This is a genomic window from Streptomyces sp. NPDC005402 (assembly GCF_040606575.1).
In the GTDB taxonomy this organism is placed as follows: Bacteria; Actinomycetota; Actinomycetes; order Streptomycetales; family Streptomycetaceae; genus Streptomyces.
This window is the reverse complement of record NZ_JBEXFB010000005.1, coordinates 224112-246564: the sequence shown is the minus strand read 5'-3', so window position 1 is coordinate 246564 and position 22453 is coordinate 224112. Positions and strand designations below refer to the sequence as shown.

Annotated in this window: 22 protein-coding genes and 2 pseudogenes; 11 read left to right on the top strand and 13 right to left on the bottom strand. The window is 69.6% G+C overall.

The genetic code is table 11. The features are described 5' to 3' along the window. The first annotated feature begins 307 nt into the window (after nucleotides 1–307). Entirely contained in the window at nucleotides 308–1186 is an 879-nt protein-coding gene (locus ABZT02_RS11895; RefSeq protein WP_356016716.1) for an LLM class flavin-dependent oxidoreductase, read from the top strand. Nucleotides 1187–1311: 125 nt separating this feature from the next. On the opposite strand, the gene ABZT02_RS11890 is transcribed toward ABZT02_RS11895, so the two are convergent. The 3 genes and pseudogenes from ABZT02_RS11890 to ABZT02_RS11880 all read right to left on the bottom strand — a co-directional run bounded on the left by ABZT02_RS11890 (nucleotide 1312) and on the right by ABZT02_RS11880 (nucleotide 2555). Continuing rightward, nucleotides 1312–1641 carry a TfoX/Sxy family protein gene (locus tag ABZT02_RS11890; RefSeq protein ID WP_356016714.1) on the bottom strand — a complete coding sequence of 110 codons (330 nt, stop codon included), beginning with the start codon at nucleotides 1639–1641 and terminating at the stop codon, nucleotides 1312–1314. Next, nucleotides 1641–2098, bottom strand: a pseudogene (locus tag ABZT02_RS11885) (SRPBCC family protein). Before ABZT02_RS11885 ends, ABZT02_RS11890 begins: the two are co-directional and overlap by 1 nt. A gap of 145 nt (nucleotides 2099–2243) precedes the next feature. Next, nucleotides 2244–2555: a hypothetical protein gene (locus tag ABZT02_RS11880; RefSeq protein ID WP_356016712.1), complete on the bottom strand. Its 312-nt coding sequence runs from the start codon at nucleotides 2553–2555 to the stop codon at nucleotides 2244–2246. Nucleotide 2556: 1 nt separating this feature from the next. Here ABZT02_RS11880 and ABZT02_RS11875 point away from each other — a divergent pair, with 1 nt between their 5' ends. After that, nucleotides 2557–2865 (top strand): acetyl-CoA synthetase, encoded by a 309-nt coding sequence (locus ABZT02_RS11875; RefSeq protein ID WP_356016710.1) that lies wholly within the window; start codon nucleotides 2557–2559, stop codon nucleotides 2863–2865. Nucleotides 2866–2912: 47 nt separating this feature from the next. Here ABZT02_RS11875 and ABZT02_RS11870 read toward each other — a convergent pair whose 3' ends face one another. Next, the gene (locus ABZT02_RS11870; RefSeq protein WP_356016708.1) at nucleotides 2913–5567 is read right to left on the bottom strand and encodes a glycosyl hydrolase; all 2655 of its coding nucleotides are present in this window, start codon (nucleotides 5565–5567) and stop codon (nucleotides 2913–2915) included. A 508-nt stretch (nucleotides 5568–6075) separates the two neighbouring features. Further along, entirely contained in the window at nucleotides 6076–6654 is a 579-nt protein-coding gene (locus ABZT02_RS11865) for a helix-turn-helix domain-containing protein (RefSeq protein ID WP_356017121.1), read from the bottom strand. 219 nt (nucleotides 6655–6873) lie between these two features. Between ABZT02_RS11865 and ABZT02_RS11860 the strand changes: the two are divergent. Next, a pseudogene (locus tag ABZT02_RS11860) lies at nucleotides 6874–7690 on the top strand (oxidoreductase). A 464-nt stretch (nucleotides 7691–8154) separates the two neighbouring features. Further along, nucleotides 8155–8667 (top strand): ATP-binding protein, encoded by a 513-nt coding sequence (locus ABZT02_RS11855; protein ID WP_356016706.1) that lies wholly within the window; start codon nucleotides 8155–8157, stop codon nucleotides 8665–8667. A 166-nt stretch (nucleotides 8668–8833) separates the two neighbouring features. On the opposite strand, the gene ABZT02_RS11850 is transcribed toward ABZT02_RS11855, so the two are convergent. Both ABZT02_RS11850 and ABZT02_RS11845 read right to left on the bottom strand, forming a co-directional pair. Further along, nucleotides 8834–9682, bottom strand: a complete 849-nt coding sequence (locus tag ABZT02_RS11850) for an NAD(P)H-binding protein (protein WP_356016704.1) — start codon at nucleotides 9680–9682, stop codon at nucleotides 8834–8836. Then, nucleotides 9679–10104 carry a nuclear transport factor 2 family protein gene (locus ABZT02_RS11845; RefSeq protein WP_356016702.1) on the bottom strand — a complete coding sequence of 142 codons (426 nt, stop codon included), beginning with the start codon at nucleotides 10102–10104 and terminating at the stop codon, nucleotides 9679–9681. The genes ABZT02_RS11850 and ABZT02_RS11845 overlap by 4 nt, the downstream gene beginning before the upstream one ends. An 86-nt stretch (nucleotides 10105–10190) precedes the next feature. Here ABZT02_RS11845 and ABZT02_RS11840 point away from each other — a divergent pair, with 86 nt between their 5' ends. The 4 genes from ABZT02_RS11840 to ABZT02_RS11825 all read left to right on the top strand — a co-directional run bounded on the left by ABZT02_RS11840 (nucleotide 10191) and on the right by ABZT02_RS11825 (nucleotide 13577). Then, nucleotides 10191–10802, top strand: coding sequence for a TetR/AcrR family transcriptional regulator (locus ABZT02_RS11840; protein WP_356016700.1), 612 nt, complete (start codon nucleotides 10191–10193; stop codon nucleotides 10800–10802). Between the two features lie 166 nt (nucleotides 10803–10968). After that, entirely contained in the window at nucleotides 10969–11586 is a 618-nt protein-coding gene (locus ABZT02_RS11835; RefSeq protein ID WP_356016698.1) for a dihydrofolate reductase family protein, read from the top strand. Between the two features lie 4 nt (nucleotides 11587–11590). Beyond that, nucleotides 11591–12439, top strand: a complete 849-nt coding sequence (locus ABZT02_RS11830) for an alpha/beta hydrolase (protein ID WP_356016696.1) — start codon at nucleotides 11591–11593, stop codon at nucleotides 12437–12439. A 577-nt stretch (nucleotides 12440–13016) separates the two neighbouring features. Then, on the top strand, nucleotides 13017–13577 hold the full coding sequence (locus tag ABZT02_RS11825; protein ID WP_356016694.1) for a hypothetical protein: 561 nt from the start codon (nucleotides 13017–13019) through the stop codon (nucleotides 13575–13577). 836 nt (nucleotides 13578–14413) lie between these two features. Here ABZT02_RS11825 and ABZT02_RS11820 read toward each other — a convergent pair. Beyond that, nucleotides 14414–15403 (bottom strand): ornithine cyclodeaminase family protein, encoded by a 990-nt coding sequence (locus ABZT02_RS11820; protein ID WP_356016692.1) that lies wholly within the window; start codon nucleotides 15401–15403, stop codon nucleotides 14414–14416. 390 nt (nucleotides 15404–15793) lie between these two features. Here ABZT02_RS11820 and ABZT02_RS11815 point away from each other — a divergent pair, with 390 nt between their 5' ends. Further along, complete coding sequence (locus ABZT02_RS11815) at nucleotides 15794–16246, top strand: peptidoglycan-binding domain-containing protein (RefSeq protein WP_356017119.1); 453 nt, start codon at nucleotides 15794–15796, stop codon at nucleotides 16244–16246. Between the two features lie 406 nt (nucleotides 16247–16652). On the opposite strand, the gene ABZT02_RS11810 is transcribed toward ABZT02_RS11815, so the two are convergent. After that, complete coding sequence (locus ABZT02_RS11810; RefSeq protein ID WP_356016690.1) at nucleotides 16653–17333, bottom strand: TetR/AcrR family transcriptional regulator; 681 nt, start codon at nucleotides 17331–17333, stop codon at nucleotides 16653–16655. Between the two features lie 70 nt (nucleotides 17334–17403). Here ABZT02_RS11810 and ABZT02_RS11805 point away from each other — a divergent pair, with 70 nt between their 5' ends. Beyond that, entirely contained in the window at nucleotides 17404–18513 is a 1110-nt protein-coding gene (locus ABZT02_RS11805; RefSeq protein WP_356017117.1) for an NAD(P)/FAD-dependent oxidoreductase, read from the top strand. 16 nt (nucleotides 18514–18529) lie between these two features. On the opposite strand, the gene ABZT02_RS11800 is transcribed toward ABZT02_RS11805, so the two are convergent. Together ABZT02_RS11800 and ABZT02_RS11795 are read right to left on the bottom strand one after the other, a co-directional pair. Further along, nucleotides 18530–18910 carry a VOC family protein gene (locus tag ABZT02_RS11800; RefSeq protein WP_356016688.1) on the bottom strand — a complete coding sequence of 127 codons (381 nt, stop codon included), beginning with the start codon at nucleotides 18908–18910 and terminating at the stop codon, nucleotides 18530–18532. A 145-nt stretch (nucleotides 18911–19055) separates the two neighbouring features. Further along, nucleotides 19056–19883 (bottom strand): SAM-dependent methyltransferase, encoded by an 828-nt coding sequence (locus ABZT02_RS11795; protein ID WP_356016686.1) that lies wholly within the window; start codon nucleotides 19881–19883, stop codon nucleotides 19056–19058. Nucleotides 19884–20767: 884 nt separating this feature from the next. Between ABZT02_RS11795 and ABZT02_RS11790 the strand changes: the two genes are divergently transcribed. After that, entirely contained in the window at nucleotides 20768–20923 is a 156-nt protein-coding gene (locus tag ABZT02_RS11790) for a DUF6131 family protein (protein ID WP_148104231.1), read from the top strand. Nucleotides 20924–21583: 660 nt separating this feature from the next. On the opposite strand, the gene ABZT02_RS11785 is transcribed toward ABZT02_RS11790, so the two are convergent. Both ABZT02_RS11785 and ABZT02_RS11780 read right to left on the bottom strand, forming a co-directional pair. Next, nucleotides 21584–22090, bottom strand: coding sequence for a dihydrofolate reductase family protein (locus tag ABZT02_RS11785; protein WP_356016683.1), 507 nt, complete (start codon nucleotides 22088–22090; stop codon nucleotides 21584–21586). 87 nt (nucleotides 22091–22177) lie between these two features. Next, the gene (locus ABZT02_RS11780; RefSeq protein ID WP_356016681.1) at nucleotides 22178–22369 is read right to left on the bottom strand and encodes a hypothetical protein; all 192 of its coding nucleotides are present in this window, start codon (nucleotides 22367–22369) and stop codon (nucleotides 22178–22180) included. Nucleotides 22370–22453 lie beyond the last annotated feature (84 nt).

Here is a 22453-nt window from a genome sequence, read left to right as displayed (position 1 = left end):
GGGGGAGCAGACCCCGGATCTCCGGGCGCCGGGGGTGCTCGATCTTCCTGCGATGACTTCCGGGTACCTCATACGCTGCCGCCGACTGAGGTGCCCGGAGCCCGTTGCGGGCCTCGGTCGGCGCGTCGCCGGCATGCCTGGTGGGAGGCCGGCCGCACCGGACTCATCGCCTCGCCGCCTCCCGAGTCGTACGAGCTCGGACGCGGGCCGACGGGACAGGCCGGTACCGGGTGACGTGCCAGCCCTGGGGTCACGAGCGGCGAATACACCGTTGTTCGAGTCGTGGCCGCCGCATAGGTTCCGGCGTATGACGAATGTTCGGATCGGTGTGATGTACGACCGCGACTGGGCTCCGGAGGGGCTGCCCGGGTTCGCGCGGCAGGCCGAGGCGCTCGGGGTGGACGACCTGTGGGTGGTGGAGGACCTCGGGTGGAACGGCGGGGTGTCGGCGGCGGCCGTGGCGCTGGGAGCCACGGAACGCATCAGGGTCGGTATCGGCATCGCCCCCGCCCCCTTGCGCAGCCCGGCGCTCCTGGCGATGGAACTGGCCACGCTGGCACGGGTGTTCCCCGGACGGCTGGTGGCCGGGATCGGGCACGGTGTGCAGGAGTGGATGGCCCAGGTGGGCGCCGCGGCACGCTCCCCACTGGCCCTGCTCGAAGAGACGATCACCTCCGTCCGCGCGCTGCTGCGCGGCGAACGGGTGGAACTGGCAGGCCGTGAAGTCCGCTTGGAAGGCGTCCAGTTGACGCACCCTCCGGCCGATGTGCCGCCAGTGGTGGCGGGCGTGGTGCGCTCCCGTTCCCTGGAACTGTCCGGGCGGGTCGCCGACGGCACCGTGATCACGGAGGGCCACGGCCCGCGCGACCTGGAGAACGCCCGCGCGCTGATCACCAAGGGCGGCGCCGCGTCCGACCACGCTCTGATGGTCTTCGCCTTCGCCTGCATCGGTGACGACTCCGACGAGGTGGCGCGGACCCTGCACCCGCACATCGAGGGCCACGGCGCCTGGCTCGGCCGCCCGTCCCACGAGGTGTTCACCGTCTCGGGCCCCGCCCCCCAGGCCGCCGAGCACATCCGCGAGCTGGCGACGGCCGGCGCGGACACGGTCGTACTGCGGATCGCAGGTCCGGATCCGCTGCGGCAGCTGAAGGCCGTACTGGAGGCGGTCGGGCAGCAGGACTGACGTCCCGGCACCGCCGGTGCCGGCCGTCCTCAGCCCTGGCCGAGGACGGCCCTCCCGCCCGCGGGAGACTTCGACAGCGGTCCCTGAACCGGCAGTTCGACCGCGCTCACCTCGGAGCCGTGGCGCTACTTGGGTGGCAGGCTCGCTGCGAACGCGCGTCCCTCGTCGATCCACGCCCCCAGGGCCTCGTCCTCCGCCACGGCGGAACCGGCGACCACGACCCAGCCGCGCATCCGGCGGCCGCCCATGTCGGAGATCCGCGCCCCGGGCCGGGCGAGAGCCGCGTCGGCGGCGTCGGGGCCGACGCGGACCATGAGATCGCCGCCGGTCACGCCGACGGCCATGTTGCCCTGGTGCAGGAAGGCGATGCCGCCGAACATGCGCTTCTCGGCGACGCCGGAAACCGTGCTGAGGTGTTGGCGGATGCGCTCGGCGAGCCCTTCGTCGTACGCCATCAGACGTCTCCTTGTCGCTCGGAAAGTCTGCGCTCGAGGTCGCGCAGATCCTTGGTGAGGGAGGAACGGGCCTGACGGGCGAGCGGGGGCCTGCCCGGCGTAGAAGACCGCTGGGGCCGCCTCGGACCCGAATGGCCGCGAGTGTGCCGCGCGGGTGCGCCTCGAAGGAGTAGGTGACGCGCATCGGCATGGGAGCGGCCACGGACACCATGTCCAGCAGCCGCGGGGGCTGGTACGCGGCCACACGCAGGACGTAGTCGATGCGCCGACCGGGGAAGTGTGCCGTGCGGGTGACCTCGGCGCCCGTCCCGAAGCCGCCGCCGTCCGCCTGCCGGGTCAGTCCCGCCGTACGGATGCCCTGGGTCCACTCGGCGTCGTGGCGCCAGTCCATGGCGTACGCGGCCACCCGTTCGGGCGGCAGCGGGATCTCGCGCCGCACCATCACGTCGATGGTCATCGTCACACCGCCTCGTACTCCTGGCTCGGGCTCCGTCGTGCCCAGCATGGCCGTGATGGGCGCCGGGTGCGCGCCGCTGGGGCGTGCCGGACGGTCTCCGCGCGTGAGCCACACGCTGTGGAGCCGCGCTCGATCACCCTCTTCGTCACGAACCTTCGGGGTGGGGCATGCTGGTGTCCGGGCAAGCCTGGCCGGGAGGTGCGCGGATGCGATGGTGGGCCGGGGGGTGGGTGACTGCGGGGGTGGTGGTCCTGGTGGCGTGCGGCGGAGCGTCGGGAGGGCCGTCCGAGAGCGACTCCGGGACGCCGACGACCGGTGCGCCGACGGCCTCGTCCGGGGCGGCCGCCGCGAGTCCCTCTGCGCCACCGACCGCGAGCCCGACCGGGCGAAACCCGTCCGCGTCGGCCTCCGTGCCCGCCTCGCCGAACAGCTGCGCCACCGGGCATGTGGAGCTCACCGTGTCACCCGATGATCCGGCCCGGCAGCAGTTGTGTGTGCGGCCCGGGACCGTGGTGTCGCTCGTCCTGCGCCCTCGCACGGACGGCAGGCGGTGGACCGCCGTACGCAGCTCCGCGCCGGCCTTCGTCCTGCCCTCCGGCTGGCAGCTGGGTGCGGACGGCACCGGGAGAACCTCGTTGCGAAGCGCGGGTACTCGGGGTGGTGCCGCCGACATCACCGCCCTGGCGAAGGAACCGGACCTGGCGGGCGCGGGCAGCGTGGCCTTCACCCTGCACGTGAACGTGGTGCCGCACACGACGGCGGGGTGACCCCGGAAACCCGGGATCACCCGTTCACCGCGACGCCGATGGTGCCCTCAGTCGCAGTCCCGCACCTTGATCGTGTAGATGCCGCGGCCGTGGGTGGCCGCGTACAGCGTGCGACCGTCCGGGCTCAGCTTCAACTGGAGCACGGCGACGGCCGGGAGCGAGCCGACGCGCTGCCAGCTCGTGCGGCCGGGCGCGCGATAGACGACACCCAGGTCGGTGGCCACGGCGAGGCCGCCGTTCGGTGTGACGACCGCGGAGTCGGTCGGCACGTCGGGGAGGTTCTTCGAGATGTCCTTCCAGGTGGTGCCGCCGTCCTTGGACTCGAAGACATGCCCGACGCCGGCGCCCGGTCCCTCGGTCCACTGCCGGGAGAAGCCGCTGACCGTGAGATAGACGTGGTCGGCGTTCTTCGGGTCGATGGCGAAGCCGCTGAGGTAGCGGTTGGGTACGGTGCCGTCCGCGCCCGTGGCCGGCAGCGTGATGTTGTGCCAGCCGGTGCCGTCCGCGTTGCCGACGGAGATGCCGCGGGCGAAGCCCTGGTTGTTGCAGGGCCCGCACCAGGCCGCGTACACCTTGCCGCCCGAGGCGGCGACGGCGGTCGCGGTGTGGCCTTCGCCGAGGTCGTACACGCTCTTCCACTCGTCACCGCTGCGGATGGCGTAACCGTGGGTCTGCACCCAGACATGGCGGCCGCCGGCGACCCAGGTCGAGCTGTTCTTCGCGTCGGCCGCGAGCGGGGCGATGAAACGTGCCTCACCGGTGGCGTTGTCGGCCGGGGCGACGTTGTACGACGTGGCCTTGCCCGGGTCGGTGATCCAACTGCCGTCGTTGACCGCGCAGTTCTGAGTCACCTGAATGGAGAGGTAGACGTACTCCTCGGCGATGTTGCAGCCGTTGGCGGGGTCGGTGAGAGTGTCGCCGCCGTCGCCGCCGAAGTTGGAGCCCATGACCTTGTCGTTGCTGCGCAGGACGGACTGACCGTTGTCCTGCAGACCGCCGGTGACCGAGACGCCGCCATGGTCGAGGTCCTTGCCGACACCGACCGAGTAGTACTGCAGGGTGTCGATGGTGCCGTCGTTGAGCGAGGCCCAGTCGGTGGCGTGTCCGGAGGAGTCCTGGGAGCCGTTGACGGGGCGCTTGTAGACCCCTCCGTCGTTGCCGACGTACACGAAGCTCTTGCCGTGGTACCGGCCGATCGCGACGCCGTGCTGGTCGGAGTGGGTGGTCGGGTTGCAGTCACCGGTCTGCTTGGCCGGGTCGATGCTCCAGCAGGAGAAGCCGAAGTTCCAGTACGGTCCGACGGTCGACCAGCTGGTGCCGCCGTCCTTGGTCTCGTAGACCTCCTCCAAGCCCGCGTACACGTGCTCGGGGTCGGCCGGGTCGACGCTGAGGAACTGGTTGTACCAAGCCTGCACACCGGGCATGTAGCCCGGGGAGGTCAGCGCCGAGCCGGACGCGGCCAGGCCCTGGTAGTCGGCGATCTGCGTCCAAGGGCCGCTGGGAGAGCCCGACTTGGAGACGTAGATGCCCTCCAGGCCGCTGTCCGGATTGGTGTTCAGCTGCTCCGGCGACTGGTCGATCGCGTAATAGCGCGAACCGTCGGCAGAACGGGCGAAGGTGACGCTGCCGACGTTGTCCGCGTCGGTCGGCAGGTCGCCGAAGCCGCTGGTGATCCTGGTCCAGGCGCCGTTGGTCCTGGTGTAGAAGCCGTTGTAGTCGTCACCGCTGCGCCAGCCGACCGCGAGCACGACCTTGGAGGGGTTCTTCGGGTCGATCGCGATGTCGTTGGTGATGTTCTTGTACGCGGCGTCGGGGTCGTCGGCCTTCGAACCGCCGGGCAGGTACTCGGGGTTGGGCGCGTACTCCAGCTTCCAGGCACCGCTGAGCTTCTTCGTGGAGTGGCTCCACACGCCCTCGCTGGTCGCCGCCCACACCTTGCCGCCGCCGAACCGCAGCTCGTGGATGGTGGTGGACTCCAGTTCGTGGCCGCCGACCCGGCTGCGCGTGGAGAACGTGCCGTGGTGCGGGTCGGACAGGACGTAGACGCCACTGCCGAGGTAGGCGTCCGCGTTGGTGGTCGCCTCACCGGTGCCCAGCCACAGCCGCCCGCCGCCGTCGAGCGCCAGCGCGCCGGTGGACTGCGTGGGAAGCCGGTCGCTGATGGGCTGCCAGTGCCCGCCGCCGCTACGGGACCGCCACACCCCGCCGCCCGCGCTGCCCGCGTACACGTACCCGTCGTCATCGGCGGCCACCGCGGCCATCCGGCCGGTGACATTGCCCGAGCCACCGCTGGAGTTGGAGTCGATGTCGCGGTAGCGCGAGTCGTCGGAGTCGTACGGCAGATCGGTGACGTTGCGCCAACTGCCGCCGGTGCCGGGCAGTTTGGCGAGACTGGCCCATGCGGCCCCGTACGCGCCCGGGGCCACGATGCCGGGTGAAGTGCGGGCCTCGGCGTACTGGTCCGCCCCCTCGGCTATCTCGTCGGCCTCGTTGCCGTCGTCGCCGTCGTCTTCCTTCACCTTGGGGCTCATGGCGCCCACCGACTGCGTTCGCTCCGCGGCGAGTTGGTCGAGTGTGCGGGCCCCGAAGGGGCTACCGCCGTGTTGGCCGGGCGCGGCGCTCGCGGGTATCGCGATGAGTCCGGCGGTTGCGGTGATGGCACAGATCGTGAGCCATCGTCTCTTGCGGGTTGGTGCTGACACCAGGTCCTCCCAAACGGGCGGTGTATACAGCCGTCGCTGGAGACCCGACCACGCGTGGGACAGAGCATCCGGTGGTTTGGTCAACCTTTGACCGGAACCTGCCACTGACGTACCCGAAGCCCGACCCGCCGGCTCCCCTTCAGGTCTGTTGAAGAACCGTCGCAGTCACAGATGGACAGCCGGTCCCCGCCCGCAGACAGGCAACCCGGCCATCTCACGCCCATAGCGGCTGTGAACACGTGCGGCAGATGCGACGTCGAGGTCCGGCGCCCGGGCTACCTGCCCGGTGGGCCACATTCCGCCGCCCAGACCCCCCAAGTCGCCATCGATGACCATGACTTGCCGCACTTTGAGGTTCACACCTGGCCACAGGACAGCGTGCAGCGTCTCCACCGGCATGGCAGAAAAGCCACCCGGGGGAACGGTCCTGCACTCCGGCTCTGCCAGTCCTGCTGCCGGCACCCCTTACTGACTCCCGCTCCCCGGTGCGCCGTCGGGTGGGTGCGGCTCAGTCGCGTCGTCCCGCACCGCGGAGCAGCGTGTCGACGATACGCGTGGCCAGTGCGTCCGGGTTCTGTGCGTCCGGGTCTTCGTCAGCGCCGGGCCCGTGCAGGGCCTCGCCGATGAGGGCGTAGTAGACCCGCCGCGTCCACTCCAGATCTGCCGCGGGATCGAGGAGTCCCTCACGCTGCGCTCGCGCGAGAAAGGCGAGAGACCGGGCGTTGATCTCGGCCCAGACATCCTTGGTGACGTCGGTCTGCGCCAAGGGATTGCCGAGCGTGAACCGCCAGGCGCCTTTGACTCGCAGCGTGTTCGCGGTGGCGCGGTGCAGCGCGACCAGTGGGGGAGCAGTGTCGAGGTGGGCGTCGTCGATGGCGTCGGTGAGCTGCTGCTTCGCGGAAGCGGCCAGTGCCTCGATGAGGGCCTGCCGGTTCGCGAACCGCCGGTGCACCGTGGTCCTGGCCAAACCCGCAGCCTCGGCGATCTGCTCCATCGGCGCGCCGGGATCCTCGGCGAGGACCCTCTCGGCCGCCTCCAGAATGGCGCGCACGCTGCGTTCGGCATCAGCCCGCAGTGCTCGTCCCACGAGGTCTCCCGTCCCGTCATCGACTCGTATCTCCTTAAAGAGGATACTCCTGAGCTGCACCTTCCTGAAGAACTGCAACATCAGAGTTGCAGATAATTGAGGAACAGATACTATTGAGATGCGGTTCTCGTCAGATGTCGACACAAGGTGCGAGTTGAGATCAGGAACCCCGAAAGCCGCAAATCGCTGTGGACATGATCAAAATCCAAGGAGCTCATGATGGCCACGAAACGACCTGTAGCACTTGTGACAGGCGCGTCCTCAGGCATCGGGGAGGCCGCCGCCATCGCCCTGGTCGAAGCGGGTTTCGAGGTGATCGGAACCAGCCGGAACACCGTGAAGGTCGCCCCCCCGCGAGGGCGTGACCTTCCTCGACCTCGACGTGAGCAGTGACGCTTCGGTCGCCACGCTGGTCCAGCAGGTCATCGATCGGTTCGGCCGGATCGACGTCCTGGTCAACAACGCCGGCATCGGCTCATCGGGCGCCATCGAGGAAAGCTCCCTGGCGCAGCACCAGCGCGTCTTCGACATCAACGTCTTCGGCGTCGTCCGCATGATGAGGGCCGTCCTGCCCCACATGCGTGCCCAGGGCCGTGGGCGCATCATCAACCTGTCGTCGATCTACGGGTTGATCCCCCAGCCGTACATGGCCGCCTACATCGCGTCCAAGCACGCGGTGGAGGGGTATTCCGAGTCCGTGGACCACGAGGTCCGTGAGCACGGCGTGCGGGTGCTGCTCGTCGAGCCCGGGGGGACCAACACCGCGTTCGAGGGCAACCTCGTGCTGCCCGAAACGCCGCTGCCGGTCTACGCGGAACAGCGGCGCATCGTCGACCAGGTGGTCGCCGAGGCGGTCACGGGTGGCGACGCCCCCGCCGTCGTCGCCCAGGCCATCGTCACGGCGGCCACCGCACGCAGGCCGCGGTTGCGCTCCACCGCCGGCCCGTTCGCCCGGCGCGTCAGCCTGCTGCGCCGCATGGCACCCGCCCGGGTCTTCGACCAGCAGATCCGCAAGTTCAACAAGCTGGCCGGCTGATACCCGCCGCCAGCCCCCATGCAGAGCGGGACGCGGAAGCACGGTCAGAACCCTTCAGTGGGCGAGTGAGCGCTTGAATCGGCGAGCTACGTGCGGGGCGCTGCAGCGCTGAGCCCGGTTCGCTTGACGCGCATGTTCCTGAGGTTCGCCGACCGGGTGAGCTACGGTGCAGGCATGTGCTGCTGTGCTGCCATGACCACCCGTACCGCCGCTGCGGCGGTGCCCGGGATGCCGTAACCACGGCGCTGTTGCTGCCCCCTCGAGGTCAGCCCCGAGACCTACCGCCAGATCAGAGTCCTGCTGGCAGTCACGCTCATTTCTGTGCTGCCGGGCCGTCCTGCCTGATCAGGGGACCAATGTCTCAGCCGCACTCTTTCGATTCACAGCGCGAAAGCCCATGCCCGTGCCCGGATGCGGCCGGACCCATCGTCACGCCGGACCCGCGCGTCACCACCCTGCTCCTGATGGTCGGACTCCCGGGAGCCGGTAAAACCACCCTGGCCACAGAGCTCGCCGCAACGCACCGGGCGCTGCGGCTGACCCCAGATCAGTGGATGATCCCGCTCTTCGGCGATTCGATGGCCGACGGCAAGCGCTGGGTGCTCGAAGGGCGGCTCATCGCGGTCGCCCTGCAGGCCCTACGGCTGGGGACCAGCGTCGTGCTCGACTACGGACTTTGGGGCCGCGACGAACGGTCAGCACTGCGCCGGCTGGCGGAGTCGGCCGGGGCGGCCTGCCAGGTGGTCTACGTGCCCGTGGACCAGGACGTCCAGCTCGCGCGCATCGCCCACCGCCAGGAGAGGGCACCGCATCAGACGTTCCCGATGAGCGAGGCCGACGTAGAACGATGGCGGGAGCAGTTCGAGGAGCCCGACGCCGCCGAGCTCGCCGGCGGCGATGTTCCGAACCCGCCGACGGGCTGGCCGGGCTGGCCCGAGTGGGCCGCAGATCACTGGCCCTCGTGCACCGACGACTGACCGGCTGTCCCGCCTGGGAGCGCCACGGCCCCTTGATCATTTCGATGCTCTTGGCGGCGCCTTCGGTGCCTCATTTTCTGACGTGCCGTAACGCCTTTGACGCCGTGGACGGCAGGCCGAGATCGCGATAGGGATCCAAAGCAGAACTGCCGATCGTCCCGGAACATCAGCTGCTGGAGCCCACCTCTTCTTCCAGCAGAGTGCGGAAGCTGCGCGGGGGCCGGCCGGTGAGGCGGTGGACGGTGTCGGTGACGCGGTCCTCCGCCCCCGCGGCGATGGCGCGGTCCAGGTCGGCCAGCAGAGCGGCGAACTCCACCGGGACCTCCGCCGAGAGGCGATCGCGCATCTGCTCGCAGGAAAGGCGACGGTGGGTCACGGGTCGGCCGGTGACCTCGGTGATGATGAGGGCGATGTCGTCGTGGCTGAGTGCCTCGGGGCCGGTGAGGACGAGATCGGTGTTGGGGGCCTGCTCGTCGGTCAGGGCACGGACGGCGACGGCCGCGATGTCCTCGGCGTCGACGAAGGCGACGCGGCCGCCTTCAGTGGCGGTCCAGATGCTGCCCTCGTCACGGATGCTGCGGCCGTGCGCGTGCGAGCCGGTGAAATTCTGCATGAACCACGAGGGTCGCAGTACGGCCCATTCCGGGAACAGGCCGGGCAGTGCCTGGTGCACTGTTCCCACCGCCGGGCCGCCTGCGGGGATCGCCGAGGAACTCAGCAGCACCGCGCGCCGCACGCCGGCGCTGCGGGCCTGCTGAAGGAACGGCAGCATGACCGCCGCGGGGTCGGAGTCCCCGACCGGCGGTATGAGGTAGACGCTGTCGACTCCGTCGAGCGCGGCAGCGTGGGTGGCGGGAGCGTGCCAGTCGAAGGGGACCGGCTCGGCGCCGGCGACCTGGCCGGCCCGACGGCTGGCGGCTTTGACGCGGTGGCCGGCGGCTGCCAGCTGTGTGGCGGTGCGGCTGCCGGTGGTTCCGGTGGCGCCGATGACCAGGGTGGTGCCTGCGGTCGTCATCGGCTGCTCCCCGCGAAGTCGGTGCCGGGTTCCTGGACGGCGAGGGGGTTCCAGTAGTCGCGGTAGGAGGCGATGTGCCCGTCCCGAACGGTCACGACGGCGATGTAGGTCATGTCGAACGGAGCGTCGGACTTCACCAGGCGGCCGACGCCTCGCATCTCGACCACGATGGTCTGCGGATCGGTGGTCCGATGGATTCGCAGGTCGGGGAAGGCGTGCAGATCGATGTGGTCGGGATAGTGGCGCATGTAGTCGGCGATGGCCTCCTTGCCCTCCAGGCGCTGGGGCCAGCCCCCGGGAGCGAAGGGGAACTCCATGAGGCCGTCCTCGGCCCACAGGTCGACCCATGCGGGAATGTTCTTGTCGAGCAGCAGTCGCAGGCTGTGGTGGTACAGGTCCACCGGCGAAGTCGGTGCGGACATGGGTATCCTCCAGTTCACAGAATCCGGACCCTAGGTCCGCTTCGACAATACGGACCGCTAGTCCGCTTTGCAAACGAGGGAGCACCATGCCCGAGCGCAAGTCCCGCAAGGACGCCGTCCGCAACCGGGAAGCCGTGCTCAAAGCCGCCGACGCCCTCTTCGCCTGCCGCGAGAGTCCCGAGGACGTCACGATGGCCGACGTCGCAGCAGCGGCCGGCGTCGGCAAGGGAACCCTCTTCCGCGCCTTCGGCGATCGCGCCGGACTGCTCCGCGCGCTGTACGAGGCACGGCTCGAACCGCTCGGAGAGGCCGTCGAGTCAGGGCCGCCACCTCTGGGGCCCGCGACCCCGCCGAGGGACCGCGTGCTCGCCCTGCTCGACGCACTCCTCTGCTTCAAGCTCGACAACCGGCGCCTCGCGCTGGCATTGGAGGCGGGAGGCGCCAGCAGCAGTCCCTACCAGCCGGACCATTACGAGCGGTGGCACAGCATGCTCCAAGCCGTACTGGAGCAGATCCCCGGCCTGACGGACAGCGACTTCATCGCCCACGCCCTGCTCGCCGCCACACGAGCCGACCTCGTCGAGCACCTGGCCGGGGAGCAGCGCGTGCCGCGGGAAAGAATGCGGGCACAGCTGGCGAACCTCGCCACCAGAGTCCTGGTTTCGGGCCCGGGCCAGGGAGCGGCTGCCGAGGGGTGATCGAAGGTCGGGCGAGACCTTGTTGAACCAGCTGTTGAGGTGAGCGGGGGCGACCTCCGCCGTACGACCGACGTGGCGCCGCGCGCATCCTGCTCTCCAGTTCGCATCCGCCACACGTTTCATGCGTGAGCGATGAGTTCGGGCGGCGGATCGGGTCTGCCCTGGCATGACTCGAATCATCGCTGACATCTCGGTCTCTCTCGACGGCTTCGTCACCGGGCCCGACCCCGGCCCCGACAACGGTCTGGGCACCGGCGGCGAGGCCCTGCACACGTGGGCGTTCTCCGACGACCCCGACGATCGCCGGATCCTGCGAGAAGGGACCGCTCGCTCGGGGGCCGTCGTCCTCGGCCGTCGCCTGTTCGACGTGGTCGACGGGCCGAAGGGCTGGGACGACACAACCGGCTACGGCGCCGGCGAGGTCGGCAAGCCCGCGTTCGTCGTCGTGACGAGTTCGCCGCCCGAGTCGGTGCGGACGACCAACCTCGACTGGACGTTCGTCACCACCGGTCTGTCCGACGCCGTCGCCGCCGCGCGCGAGCGGGCCGAGGCGGCGTCGTCGGAAGGCGGCAAGGACCTCGACGTCATCCTCATGGGCGGCGGTGCCACGGTCGGCTCGGCGGTGGAGGCCGGGCTGGTCGACGTACTGTCGCTGCACCTCGCGCCGGTCATGTTGGGCGCCGGGACACCTCTGTTCACCGGCGGAGCGCCGCGGACACTGGTGCAGCGGAGCGTGATCTCGACATCGACCGCGACGCACCTGACCTACGACGTCTCCCGGTGATCCGATGACCACTGTCACTGTCAACGCCAACGAGATCGCACTGGGCATCGAGTCGTTCGGTGACGAGGACGCGCCACTCGTCCTGCTCGTGGGCGGGACGACGATGCTCTCCTGGCCGGACGCGCTGTGCGAGCACCTCGCGGCCGGCGGGCGCCGCGTGGTCCGCTACGACCTGCGTGACAGCGGGGAGTCGACGGCGACGGACCCGCAAGCGCCCGCTTACACCCTGCGCGACCTCGCCGCCGACGCGGCGGCGCTTGCCGATGTCCTCGGCGGGAGGCCTGCGCACCTCGCGGGGATCGGCGTCGGCGGGATGGTCGCCCAGGTGGCCGTGCTCGACCATCCGGGCGCGTTCTCGGCGCTCACCCTGGTCGGCACCCGCGCGGTCGCCCCTGGCCCGCCCGACGACGACCTTTCCGACCATGAACAGGCGACGATGAGCAGGCTGTTCGCGCGCGCGATGCCCGACTGGGCCGACCGCGAGGCGGTAGCGGAGTTCGCCGCCGCCGGCGCGGAGATCCTCGGCGACGACCCCGTCGCCGCGCGCGCGATCGCCGCGCACATCTGGGACCGCACGCCCGGCATCGCACCCCCGGTCCAGATGGCCAACCAGATGGGCGTGGTGTTTGCCAGGCTCGACTGCAAACCCCGCTGGCGTGAGCGGCTGCCCGAGATCGCAGTCCCCTCGCTCGTCGTCCACGGCCGCCGCAACCGCTTCTTCCCTGTCGACAACGGCGAGGCGATCGCCCGCGAAATCCCCGGAGCACGGTTGCTCGTCCTGGACGAGGCCGCCACCGCGATCCCCGATGCGGCGGTCGGCGAGGTGGCCGAGACGATGCTCATGCTCGGATAGAGGACGGCGGGTGCCGCGCGGGTACGACCGCCACGCAGGCGCCGGGCACAACGTCGGCCCCCTTGAGCCCAGGCCACCACCCCCCAGGGACTGCTCGACCCCGAAACCGCTTCTGTGCATGTGCTCAACGCCGACCACAGTCCCGCCGGATCGTGTTCACCGGCTGCGGTGTGGCGCTCACCGCTGCTCGTCATCGTCATCGTCATCGAGCTTGCTGGACCGGCCTGCGCCGTAGTCGAGGCGTTGCGCCGTCTGTACCAGCGAAGCCAACGGGTCGCGCGCCGCGGGCCATCCTCGCCAGGCCACTCGGCACTCCCACTCGCGAAGGCGGATGAACCAGCCGCGGACCCTGAACCTCGTCAACAGGCTTGCCCTTCGGACCGCTTCAGCGCGCCTCGACAACCCGCGGTCGTTCGCGCCAGAGCAAAGCGCCATGTCGCGCCACCCCTTCCGCCACGTAGAAATATGCACCAGCATGGGCGCCGAGCATTCCGGTCAGACCACCGGAAATTCGCACAATCTTGCGCTCTGTCAGAGGTACCGTTCCACCCGCACGCCGCCCCGCAGAGGAGAGCTCTTGAGAAACCAGGCGCAGCAAGCAGTTGAGTGGCTCGCCGCCGCCGCGACGGACCCCCGGGCCTGCAAGCGGGCCTGGCAATCGGATTCCGGCACCGCGGTGCTGGCCGCCGGCCGGTTCTGGGACGTGCTGAGCGTCCCGGAAGAACTGGGCCTGTTCGCCCTCGACGTGCTGCTGCGCTCGCCGCGGCACGAGCCCGGCCCCACTCTCGCCGACTTCACCTCCCACCGGGTGGGCTTCTTCCTGCCGCCGGATCCGCGTAGCCGCTGGGTCGGTGACGGCGTCCGCTACGCCGGCTGCGGCGCGTGGATCGCCGTCCCGGCGCTGCAGCGGGCCGCCGGCTCCCTCCGTTGGCTCGTACCGCCCGACGGCAGCGGCACCCTGTACGCCCCGGCGGCCGTGGAAGTGGCCCTCCAGGAGGCGACCGGAATACTCGCCACCCTGCTCGACCCGGCCTCATCCCTCCGCCCCGGCGCCCAAACGGCAGCCGTCGAAGCCCGAGTCCGCACGCGGTTTCTGCGCGGATCGGGCACTGCGGACACCGGCCGAATGTGGCGGTGACGGCCTGCGTATCCGGCGACTGCTCAGCCTGCGCCGGGTGCCAAGAGAGCCACGCGTTCCCAGGCCCCGGTGCCGATTCGAATTTCCGTGCCGCCAGGCATCCCGGTCGCGGGTGGGGCGGCCAGCGTGGCCCACTGGGCATCGTGCCGGCCGGGCACTGTGCGCCCCCGGGCCCACCACTCGGCCACGAGGGCGGTGTAGATCGGCACGTTCATGCCGTAGACGTCGGTGAGTTCGGCATGGGGGAGGCGGTGCCTCCCGTGGGTCAGGAGGCATCCCGTGGTGGTGGATGTTTGGTCCATGCCGCTGCAACGCATCCGGTAGCCCGGTGGTACGCCGGCGCTGACCGATGCGCCCGTATCGGGTGAGCGCGCCTCCCTCGATCGGGGCCATGTACTTGTCGGATAACCGTGTTGACGTGATCCGTCCAGAGGCGCGGCAGGCAGCCGTAGCCTTCGGGGCGTTGATCAGTGGGCGACCAGCGGGCGTGAGTGCCGCCGCACCTTGGTCGCGTAAAACTGCGCCCCTGGCGCCCGCATCCATTGACTGAACTGTGCCTGTGGGCTGAAGGCTCGTCAGGCGATGCTGCCGTCGTTCAGTGCGCTGACCACTCGTATCTGAGTTCAGGTGGCATGGCCGTCCGCCGCTTCGGGGCAGACGGCTCACGGGCGCCGACGCGCAGGGCTCCTGGGACGTCGGGCCGTGCGGGTAGAGCAGCTTGAGCGCCGACGGCGTCTGCCCGTCGCGAGCACTCGCCGGCACTCGCGGTCAGGATCGCATGCAGGACCCTCCGGACTCGACTGAGGTCGCCGAGCCTGAGGAGAACGGCGTGAGCATCACCGCAGGGTGATCTCCTCGCCGATTGACTGCTCGCGGGCGGAGGCGACGACCAGGGCCGTGGCCGCGGCGTCCTGCGCTGCCACGCCGACCGACTTGTAGAGGGTGATCTGGTCCGGCGTGGCGCGCCCCGGTCTGCTGCCGGCGATGATTTCGCCCAGTTCGGCGTGCACGTGATCGGCGGTGATGAGACCGTCGCGGATCGGAATGAGCAGGTCGTTGCTGCCCGCAGGAAGCGGAGCGAGCACGGCCTGGCGCGATTCGACGCACACCAGCGCCTCAGCCACCGTGGCGTCGTCGATCTCGCGACCCGCCGGGTTGTACCCCACGGACGTGATGTGCACCCCGGGTGCCAGCCAGGACCGGCGGATCACGGGTTCGACGGCGTGCGTTGCCGCGGCCGCGATGTCCGCGCCGTCGAGTGCCGCGGCGTAGCTGGACACGGCCTGGACGTCGACCTGCAGTGCGGCTGAGAGTTCATCAGCCAGGGCAGCGGCTTTCGCCGGATTCCGGCCCGCGACGCGGATCTGGCGGATCGGGCGGACCCGACAGATCGCGCGGGCGTGGGACCGCGCCTGCACGCCGGTGCCCAGCAGTGCCAGCACTGTCGCATCCTCGCGGGCCAGCAGTCGCGCCGACAAGGCGGAGCAGGCGCCGGTTCGCGCTGCGGTGATGGCCGTACCGTCCAGCAGGGCAGTGGGCTCGCCGGTGTCCGGGTCGAACGCCACGATCAGCGCCTGATGGGTGGGCAACCGCGTCCCGTCGTTGTGCGGGAAGAGTGACACCAGCTTGGTCATGAGTACCCCGGCCGATGGCAGGAAGCCCGGCATGGCCGCCAGGAATCCATCGCGTTCGGGCACCAGGGCGGCGACGCGGTCGGGTACCGAGGCGCGACCCGCACTGAGGTCTGCCATCGCCAGGGCCAGTGCGTCGATCAGCGAGTCCATGTCGAGCAGCGCCTCGACCTGCGAGCGGCCCAGAACAAGCATGCGATTCAACCTCCTGATGCCGGTCTTGCGGCCGACGACCGCACAGCCCAAGCGTCAACCGCAGCGCTCGCCGCCCCGGCTCTGACACGCCGGTGTCCGTGGGGCCACCCGGGGCGGAGGTGTGCCGACCGACGGGCCTGGCCGTACCGCAAGAGCTCTGCCTGACGGCGGACCGAGCCCTTCAACCGTCCCCGGCCGGAATTCACAGAACTCTCTGACTGGATCTCCTGTGGAGCGTGCTTGAAATGTGGCCTGAATCAGGTCATACGAAAAAGTAGCTCGCATTTTCACGGGATTTGGGAGCGCGATCCTGGCACGCTTGCGGCGGCGCAGACAGCCGGTATGGGCGGTCGCGTCAATTCCTTCATCGTCGATCGGAAAGAGGAAACAATGCGAACTTCTCTGACCAGGGCACTTGTTGTCGCGAGCGCCGTCGTCGGCATCGCCGCTGGAGGCCTTGCGGGTGCGAGTGCGAGCGTGGCGGCCCCTCAGCACGCCACCAAGCCTGCGGTCAGCAGCCCGCATGCCTCGATCCTCGCAGTGAACAACCTCGGCCTGAACACAGCCCGGGCCAAGAACTGGCAGAATTGCCTGAACGCCTGGGGCTTCAACGCCGGTACCGAGGACGGGCAGCTGGGCACCAACAGCTGGAAGGCCGCGCAGAGGATGCTCAACGCCTGGGGCTACAACGCCGGTACCGTCGACGGGGTCGTCGGCACCAATACGATCACGGCGCTCCAGAAGTTTTTGAACGCCGTCGGCGAAAACGCCGGAACTCCCGATGGGATCGCCGGACCGCAGACCAGGGCGGCGTTCTGGAATTACAACGCAACGGGCTGCTGAGTAAATCCGGCGGATACGTTTCGGGCCGGCCGAGCGGCAAATAGGTCTGTCGTGATTTCGTGATGACGATCCGGGCTGGTCGAGCAGGTCACGCGAATCGGCGGGGCTGTACACGACCGGATCGGGACCGCCCCGGTCACCGCTCGCTGGTGCGGTGACCGGGAAGGTCCGCCCAGTTGGTGGCCGCTGCGGGTCGATGGGCGGGCGCTTCCCTTGCGCAGGGGCGGTGTAGGTGTCGCTGACTCAGGAGCCGGCCGCCGCGGCAGCCGGCTCCGCTTCACCTGTCGCTCAGCCCTGCTCTCGAGTTGGTCCTGGCGGCCGCGTCCCCGGCGACCTGCACTGGCCCGCGCGCAGCACCGAGCGTCGGGCCGATGGAGGGCGTGGGCCTCGCGCCCTGAACCGCGCGTCACTTTGCGATGCGGGCTTCGATGCCGTCGAGCAGGAAGTCGAGGCCGATCCGGAAGGTCTGGTCGGCGTCCAGGTGGGCGGCATCGCGCACCACCGTGGCGAGTGCGGGGAATCGGCCGGTGGCGAAGGTCCGCTCCAGATAGGGACCGAGTGAGGCCTGCCACCTCTTCTCGTCCATCCCCGTGGCACGCTCGGCCCGCCGCTCGGCGATCTCTCGCCGCACCGCACCGATCACGTACGCGTCGACCGCGGTGACCACCGGCATGACCGCGTCCACGTCGACGGCGTCCAGCGCGGCCACGACAGCCTCGCCCCTGGCCAGCGCGTGCGGCCCGAGCTGTGGTCGTCCACCGAGCAGGTCGGCGAGCCATTCGTGCTCGTGTGAGACCTGCCGGGTGGTTTCGGCAAGCGACCGGAGTACCTCCCGCCAGTCGTCTCCGACCGGCCGTATCTCGGCGTAGGCCGCGTCGACCATCAGGTCGAGCAACTCCTCCTTGCCGGCGATGTAGCTGTACAGCCGCATCGGCCCGACGTCCAGGGCGGTCGCGACCTTGCGCAGGGAGACCGCCTCCAGGCCGTCCGCGTCGGCCAACCGGATCGCCGCTCGCACGATCCGCTCCCGGCTCAGCGGGGCCGGTACAGGTCGATTCGGCGGCTCCGGCCTCTCCCACACCAACATGCCGCAAACAATACATCGCATGGAGCGATACAGTGTATCGATTCGTACGGTGTATCGGGAAGAGGCAACCATGACCATCGCCATCGTCGGAGCCGGCCTCGGCGGGCTGACTCTCGCCCGTGTGCTGCACGTGCACGGCATCGACTCCGTCGTGTACGAACGTGAGCCGTCACGTGGTGCGCGCGGTCAGGGCGGCATGCTCGACATCCACTCCGGCCAGCGGGCGCTGCGCGAGGCCGGTCTGATCGACGAGTTCTCCGCGATCGCCCGCGGCGAAGGCCAGGACATGCGTCTCCTGGAACCGGATGGCACTTTGCTGCTCCAGGAGGACACACCCGACGACGCCCCGCTCGATCGACCCGAGGTCGACCGCGCCGATCTGCGCAACCTGCTACTGGATTCCCTCCCCGAAGACGCCGTGCGCTGGGGCCACACGCACAAGTCCGCCGACGACGGCCTGCTCCACTTCGCCGACGGCAGCAGCGCGACATATGACCTGCTGGTCGGTGCGGACGGCGCGCAGTCGCGGGTCCGCGCGCTCCTCACCGATGCCCGCCCGGCGCATATCGGCCAGAACGTCGTCGAGATCGGGATTCCCGACATCGACCGCACACATCCCGACCTCGCGGCGATGGTCGGGCGCGGCAACTACTGGGTGCTCGGCAACGGAATATCCCTGGGGGCGCAGCGCAACGGTGACGGTCGCGTCCGCATCGGCCTCAGCTTCTACAACACACCCGAGGACTGGTTCGCCACCAGCGGGATCCCGTTCGACGACCCGGCCGCCGCCCGTGCCAGGCTGATCGACCTGCTCCCCGGCTGGGACGCGCGCTTCACCGCGCTGATCGCGGCCTGCGACGACATGGTCGTGCCCCGGACGATCACCACTCTGCCGGTCGGTCTGACCTGGCCGTCGACGCCGGGTGTCACGCTGGTCGGCGATGCCGCGCACCTGATGCCGCCAGTGGGACAGGGCGCCAACATGGCGCTGCTCGACGGCGCCGTGCTGGGTCTCGCGCTGGCCGCGCACCCGAACGACTTTCCCGCCGCCGTCAAGGAATACGAACGCGAGATGTTCGAGCGCACCAGCGCTGCCGCCCGGATGTCCGCGGACATGCAGGAATTGCTGACGTCTCCGGACGCCGCCCAGAAACTGCTCGCATTCTTCCAACCTGGCTGAACACAACTGCTGCGGGTTACGGCCAGACAGTGGCCCGTGCCCGGAAGCCTTCGGGATCGCTCTCCACGGGCAGCACGCAGACGAGTTGCCCGCCAGGCACTCGGAGCACGTGGCACTCCTGCCACTGTGAAATCTGCTCCGCACCCAGGGCGATCAAGCGCGCGGTCTCCGCCTCGACGTCGTCGGTCTCGATGTCCAGGTGCATACGGGGCGCGTCGTCGACGGCTTGAATGGCGGTGATCAGTCCGGGTAGAGCCTGATGGAGGGTGGTGAACTGCGGTTCCGGTGGAAACGGTTGAGCGTCGACCCCGAGAGCCGCTGACCAGAAGCTCGCCGCCTGGGCGGCCTCGGATTCGGGTGTGTCGATGATGACCGCGTATACGCGACTTCTGTGCACGTGCAGTGACCTTCCATCAGATGTACCGCACCTCAGGGCGGCTGGTCCTCTACGCCCGTGCCTCCCTTCGGCGGCGGGGCGAAAAGGCACGACCGACCTGAGGCTGGGCGCCCTCAGCGATGATCCGTCCGGTTGCGCGTGGTGGTCAGGGTTTGCGGGCGAGGGCGGCGGCGATGAGGTGTTCCCAGACCGTGAGTTGCCGTTCCCCGCTGTCGTTCCAGGGAGTGGCGGTCTGGTCCGGGCGCCACAGGGGCGCGGGGACGATGCCGGGGTCGAGGATCTCCAGGCCGTCGAGGAGGGAGGCGAGCTCCTCGTCGGTGCGCCACCGGCCGCGGCCGAACGTCTGCTGGAGGACCTTCTCGGCCTCCTGCGTCTGTGGGTTGTTGCCCGAGCGGAAGTGGCTGATGAAGAAGTAGCTTCCGGACGGCACGTTCTCACGCCAGTAGCGGACGATGCCGGCCGGGTCCTCGTCGTCGTTGACGTGGTGGAGGATGGCGCTGAACATGACGGCGACCGGTTGGGTGAAGTCGATCATTTCCACGGTGTCGGGGTGGGTGCGGACGCCCTCGGGATTGCGTACATCGACCGCGACGACCCGGGTCCGTTCGTCCTTCTCCAGCAACGCACGGCCATGGACCAGGACTTGGGGATCGATGTCGACGTAGACGACCCGGGCTTCGGGGGCGTGCCGTTGCGCGACCTGATGGACGTTGTCGGCCGTCGGCAGGCCGCTGCCCAGGTCGATGAACTGCCGGATACCGGTGGTTTTCACGATCTCCCCGACCGCGCGGGTCAGGGCCGCGCGGTTGGCGAAGGCGATGGCCACCGAGCCGGGCAGGTCGCGTTTGAACACGTCGCCGATCTCGCGGTCCACGGCGTAGTTGTCCTTGCCGCCCAGCAAGTAGTCGTAGACGCGGGCGATGCTGGGCTTGGACGGGTCGATGGAGGAGCCTTCGTACGTCATGAGGGCCATTTTCCTTACAACGTCCCCTGCTGACCACGGTTTTGGGATGCCTGGGCCGACCTTTGTGCAGGCGAGCGGCTCTGCCGTCCCGCCGTGGACGGTTCGGAGGTTGCGCGGGCGATCGATGACGGGCCCGTACGGGCGTTGGAATGGTCCAGGGCGATGTGCCAGGGCGGCCGGCCTGGGGGAGAGGCTCCCCGCCCGCAGAGGGGGCATCGGCGGTGATCGCGGTGCCCGTGAGGTCGCGGGGCCGTGGAGCGGGACGAGGGCGGAGATCTCGTTTCAGAGGGACGACGGCCGTCCGGCCGCCACGACGCGAGCCGCACGAGCAGAGGGTGCACGGGTGGCGGCACGGCCGCGCGGCCGACAGCGTGACTGGCGTGAACCCCAGGACGCGTAGAACCCGCCGGGAGCGTCCGCGATCCACTCGCCACCGCGAGGAGAGCGCGGGGCCCGGCCGTCACGCGGGCCGCCGCCGCGCAGGGCGGCGCGGACGCGGGATACGGCGGCCGTGTCTGTCACGCGGATCGAGCACAGGGCCGAGGCGTCGTGCGGGCGCGCGCCGTCGGCGACCGGGACGGGGCACCGGCCGGGAGCATGGTCAGGTGTTCCAGCGCCGCGGGCACGAGCAGTGATGCAACGGCAGGCACGGAATCCCTCCGTGATCAACGGATTCACCACCACATGATCACCACGTGCGCTCGCCCACCTGTCCAACCAGGCCGGCACCAGCACGAGCCACGGGCGTTCGGTGAGCCTGTGCGATCGGGGCGGCGAGGCGATACCTGCCCGACGTCCATCGGCAATTAGTTCGTGATTGCTCGGGGTGGGGTGATGTTGCCGCTTCGGGGCATCCGGGAGGTAACACGTCAGCTCGCACCAGGAGGTACGTCATGATCGCGCTCGGCATCATCCTGCTTGTCGTCGGTTTCCTCACCGGCATATCGATCCTCTGGACCCTTGGCATCATCCTGGCCGTGGTGGGCGCCGTTTTCTGGGTCATGGGATCCATGGGGCACGCGGTCGCCGGCCGACGCCACTACTGGTGACCGCGGCTGTCCCCGATCGGATTCTGACTCGAAGCCCGTCCGTTGAGAGAAGGGCTTTCTCAGCGGCACGGCCTCGGCGGCCGGGTTTGCCGAGGGAGGGAACGCCTTGATGCCCGGGCCGATGGTCCGGGCATCAAGGGTGGGCGCCGGGCGGCCCAGGAAGAACAGTCTCCGCTTACCGGCGACGAGATCGCTGCGGCCCGCATGCTGGACCCGCGAGATCCAGCTGCCGACCGACCTGCAGCGCGTGGTCGCCCGCGCCTGACAGCCACGCAGCCGGGGGCGGCTCGCATCCCCATCTGCACGAATTTGTCGGCGGCCCGAGGGGCCACACACCTGACGGCCGGTTCCTCAACGCTGCGATGTGATAGGTGACTTGGGGGAATCTGCCCCGACCACTCTCGACGAATCTTGGTGTTGTCGACCGCCATCAGCCCGCTGTCGATCACTTCGCCGATCCGGTCGTAGGTGTCCATCGACCGCTCCCCGACGTCGGTGCTCTCGGGCGGAGGGACGTGAGCCCTGCTGGATCGGTCACCGCAGTGGCTTTCCGCTGGCGCGGTGCTCCTCCGGTCGTGGAAGGGTGGCAGGGCGTCGCCCGTAAAGGCCGCGATCCATGTGTGTGATCGTCTTGGAGTCCCGATAAGCCGCGTGAATGGGTCAGTCCCGACGCGCGGTCCGGTAACGCAGATGCGTGACAGTCGGTGAACTGATCACTTCGACCGGAGTCAGGGCCAGTTGGGCGAGGCCCTCGAAGAGACGCTCTCCCGCGCCGAGCACGACGGGCACCAGATGCAGCACCAGTGCGTCGAGCAGTCCCGCGGCGAGGTACTGACGTACGGGCGACGCGCCGCCCGCGATTTCGACGTCCCTCTCACCCGCCGCCTTCCGCGCCTGCTCCAGGGCTGTCTCAAGCCCTCCGGTGACGAACGTGAACGTGGTCCCGCCCCGCATCTCGAGCGGACCGGTGCGTGGTACGGCGGCTCCGGCCCCCATCAACCCGTCCGTGAGGAGCTGTGCGTCCTGCCCTCTCCCGGGCTGTTCCGTCTCGAACATCCAGGCGGTGAGCGCGTCGGCGCCGGTGCCGAAGGGGTGCTCACGGCTCTGATGAGGGCCTGCGGTGCACCCGTCGAGCGACATGGCGAGATTGGCGGTGACGATGCTCAAGTTGCGCCTGTGCGTTCCTGCGACTGTGGTGTCTGCCGCAGGAATCAGTGGGAACCGAGGTGATACAGACGACGGTGCTCCCAGCTCCTACTGGTAGCAGGGAGGCCCGCACTGGACGGTGACGATGACGCTGCCGTCGTGGCCGTCGGCCGCGGCGGGGACGGCTGGGACCTTGCTGGTCTCCCACGGCATCGGCGCCGCCATCGCGGGCGCGCCGAGGGCGCCCAGGGCGGTCGCTGCCAGGAACACCACGGCGAGTGCACGCTTTTGCAGGTTCATTTGTTCCCCCATTGGTCGTCGGTCGGTGCTTGTCGGCGTCTGTCGGGGCCATCAGGCATCCGGCGCTCACCCGGTGCGAGGAGT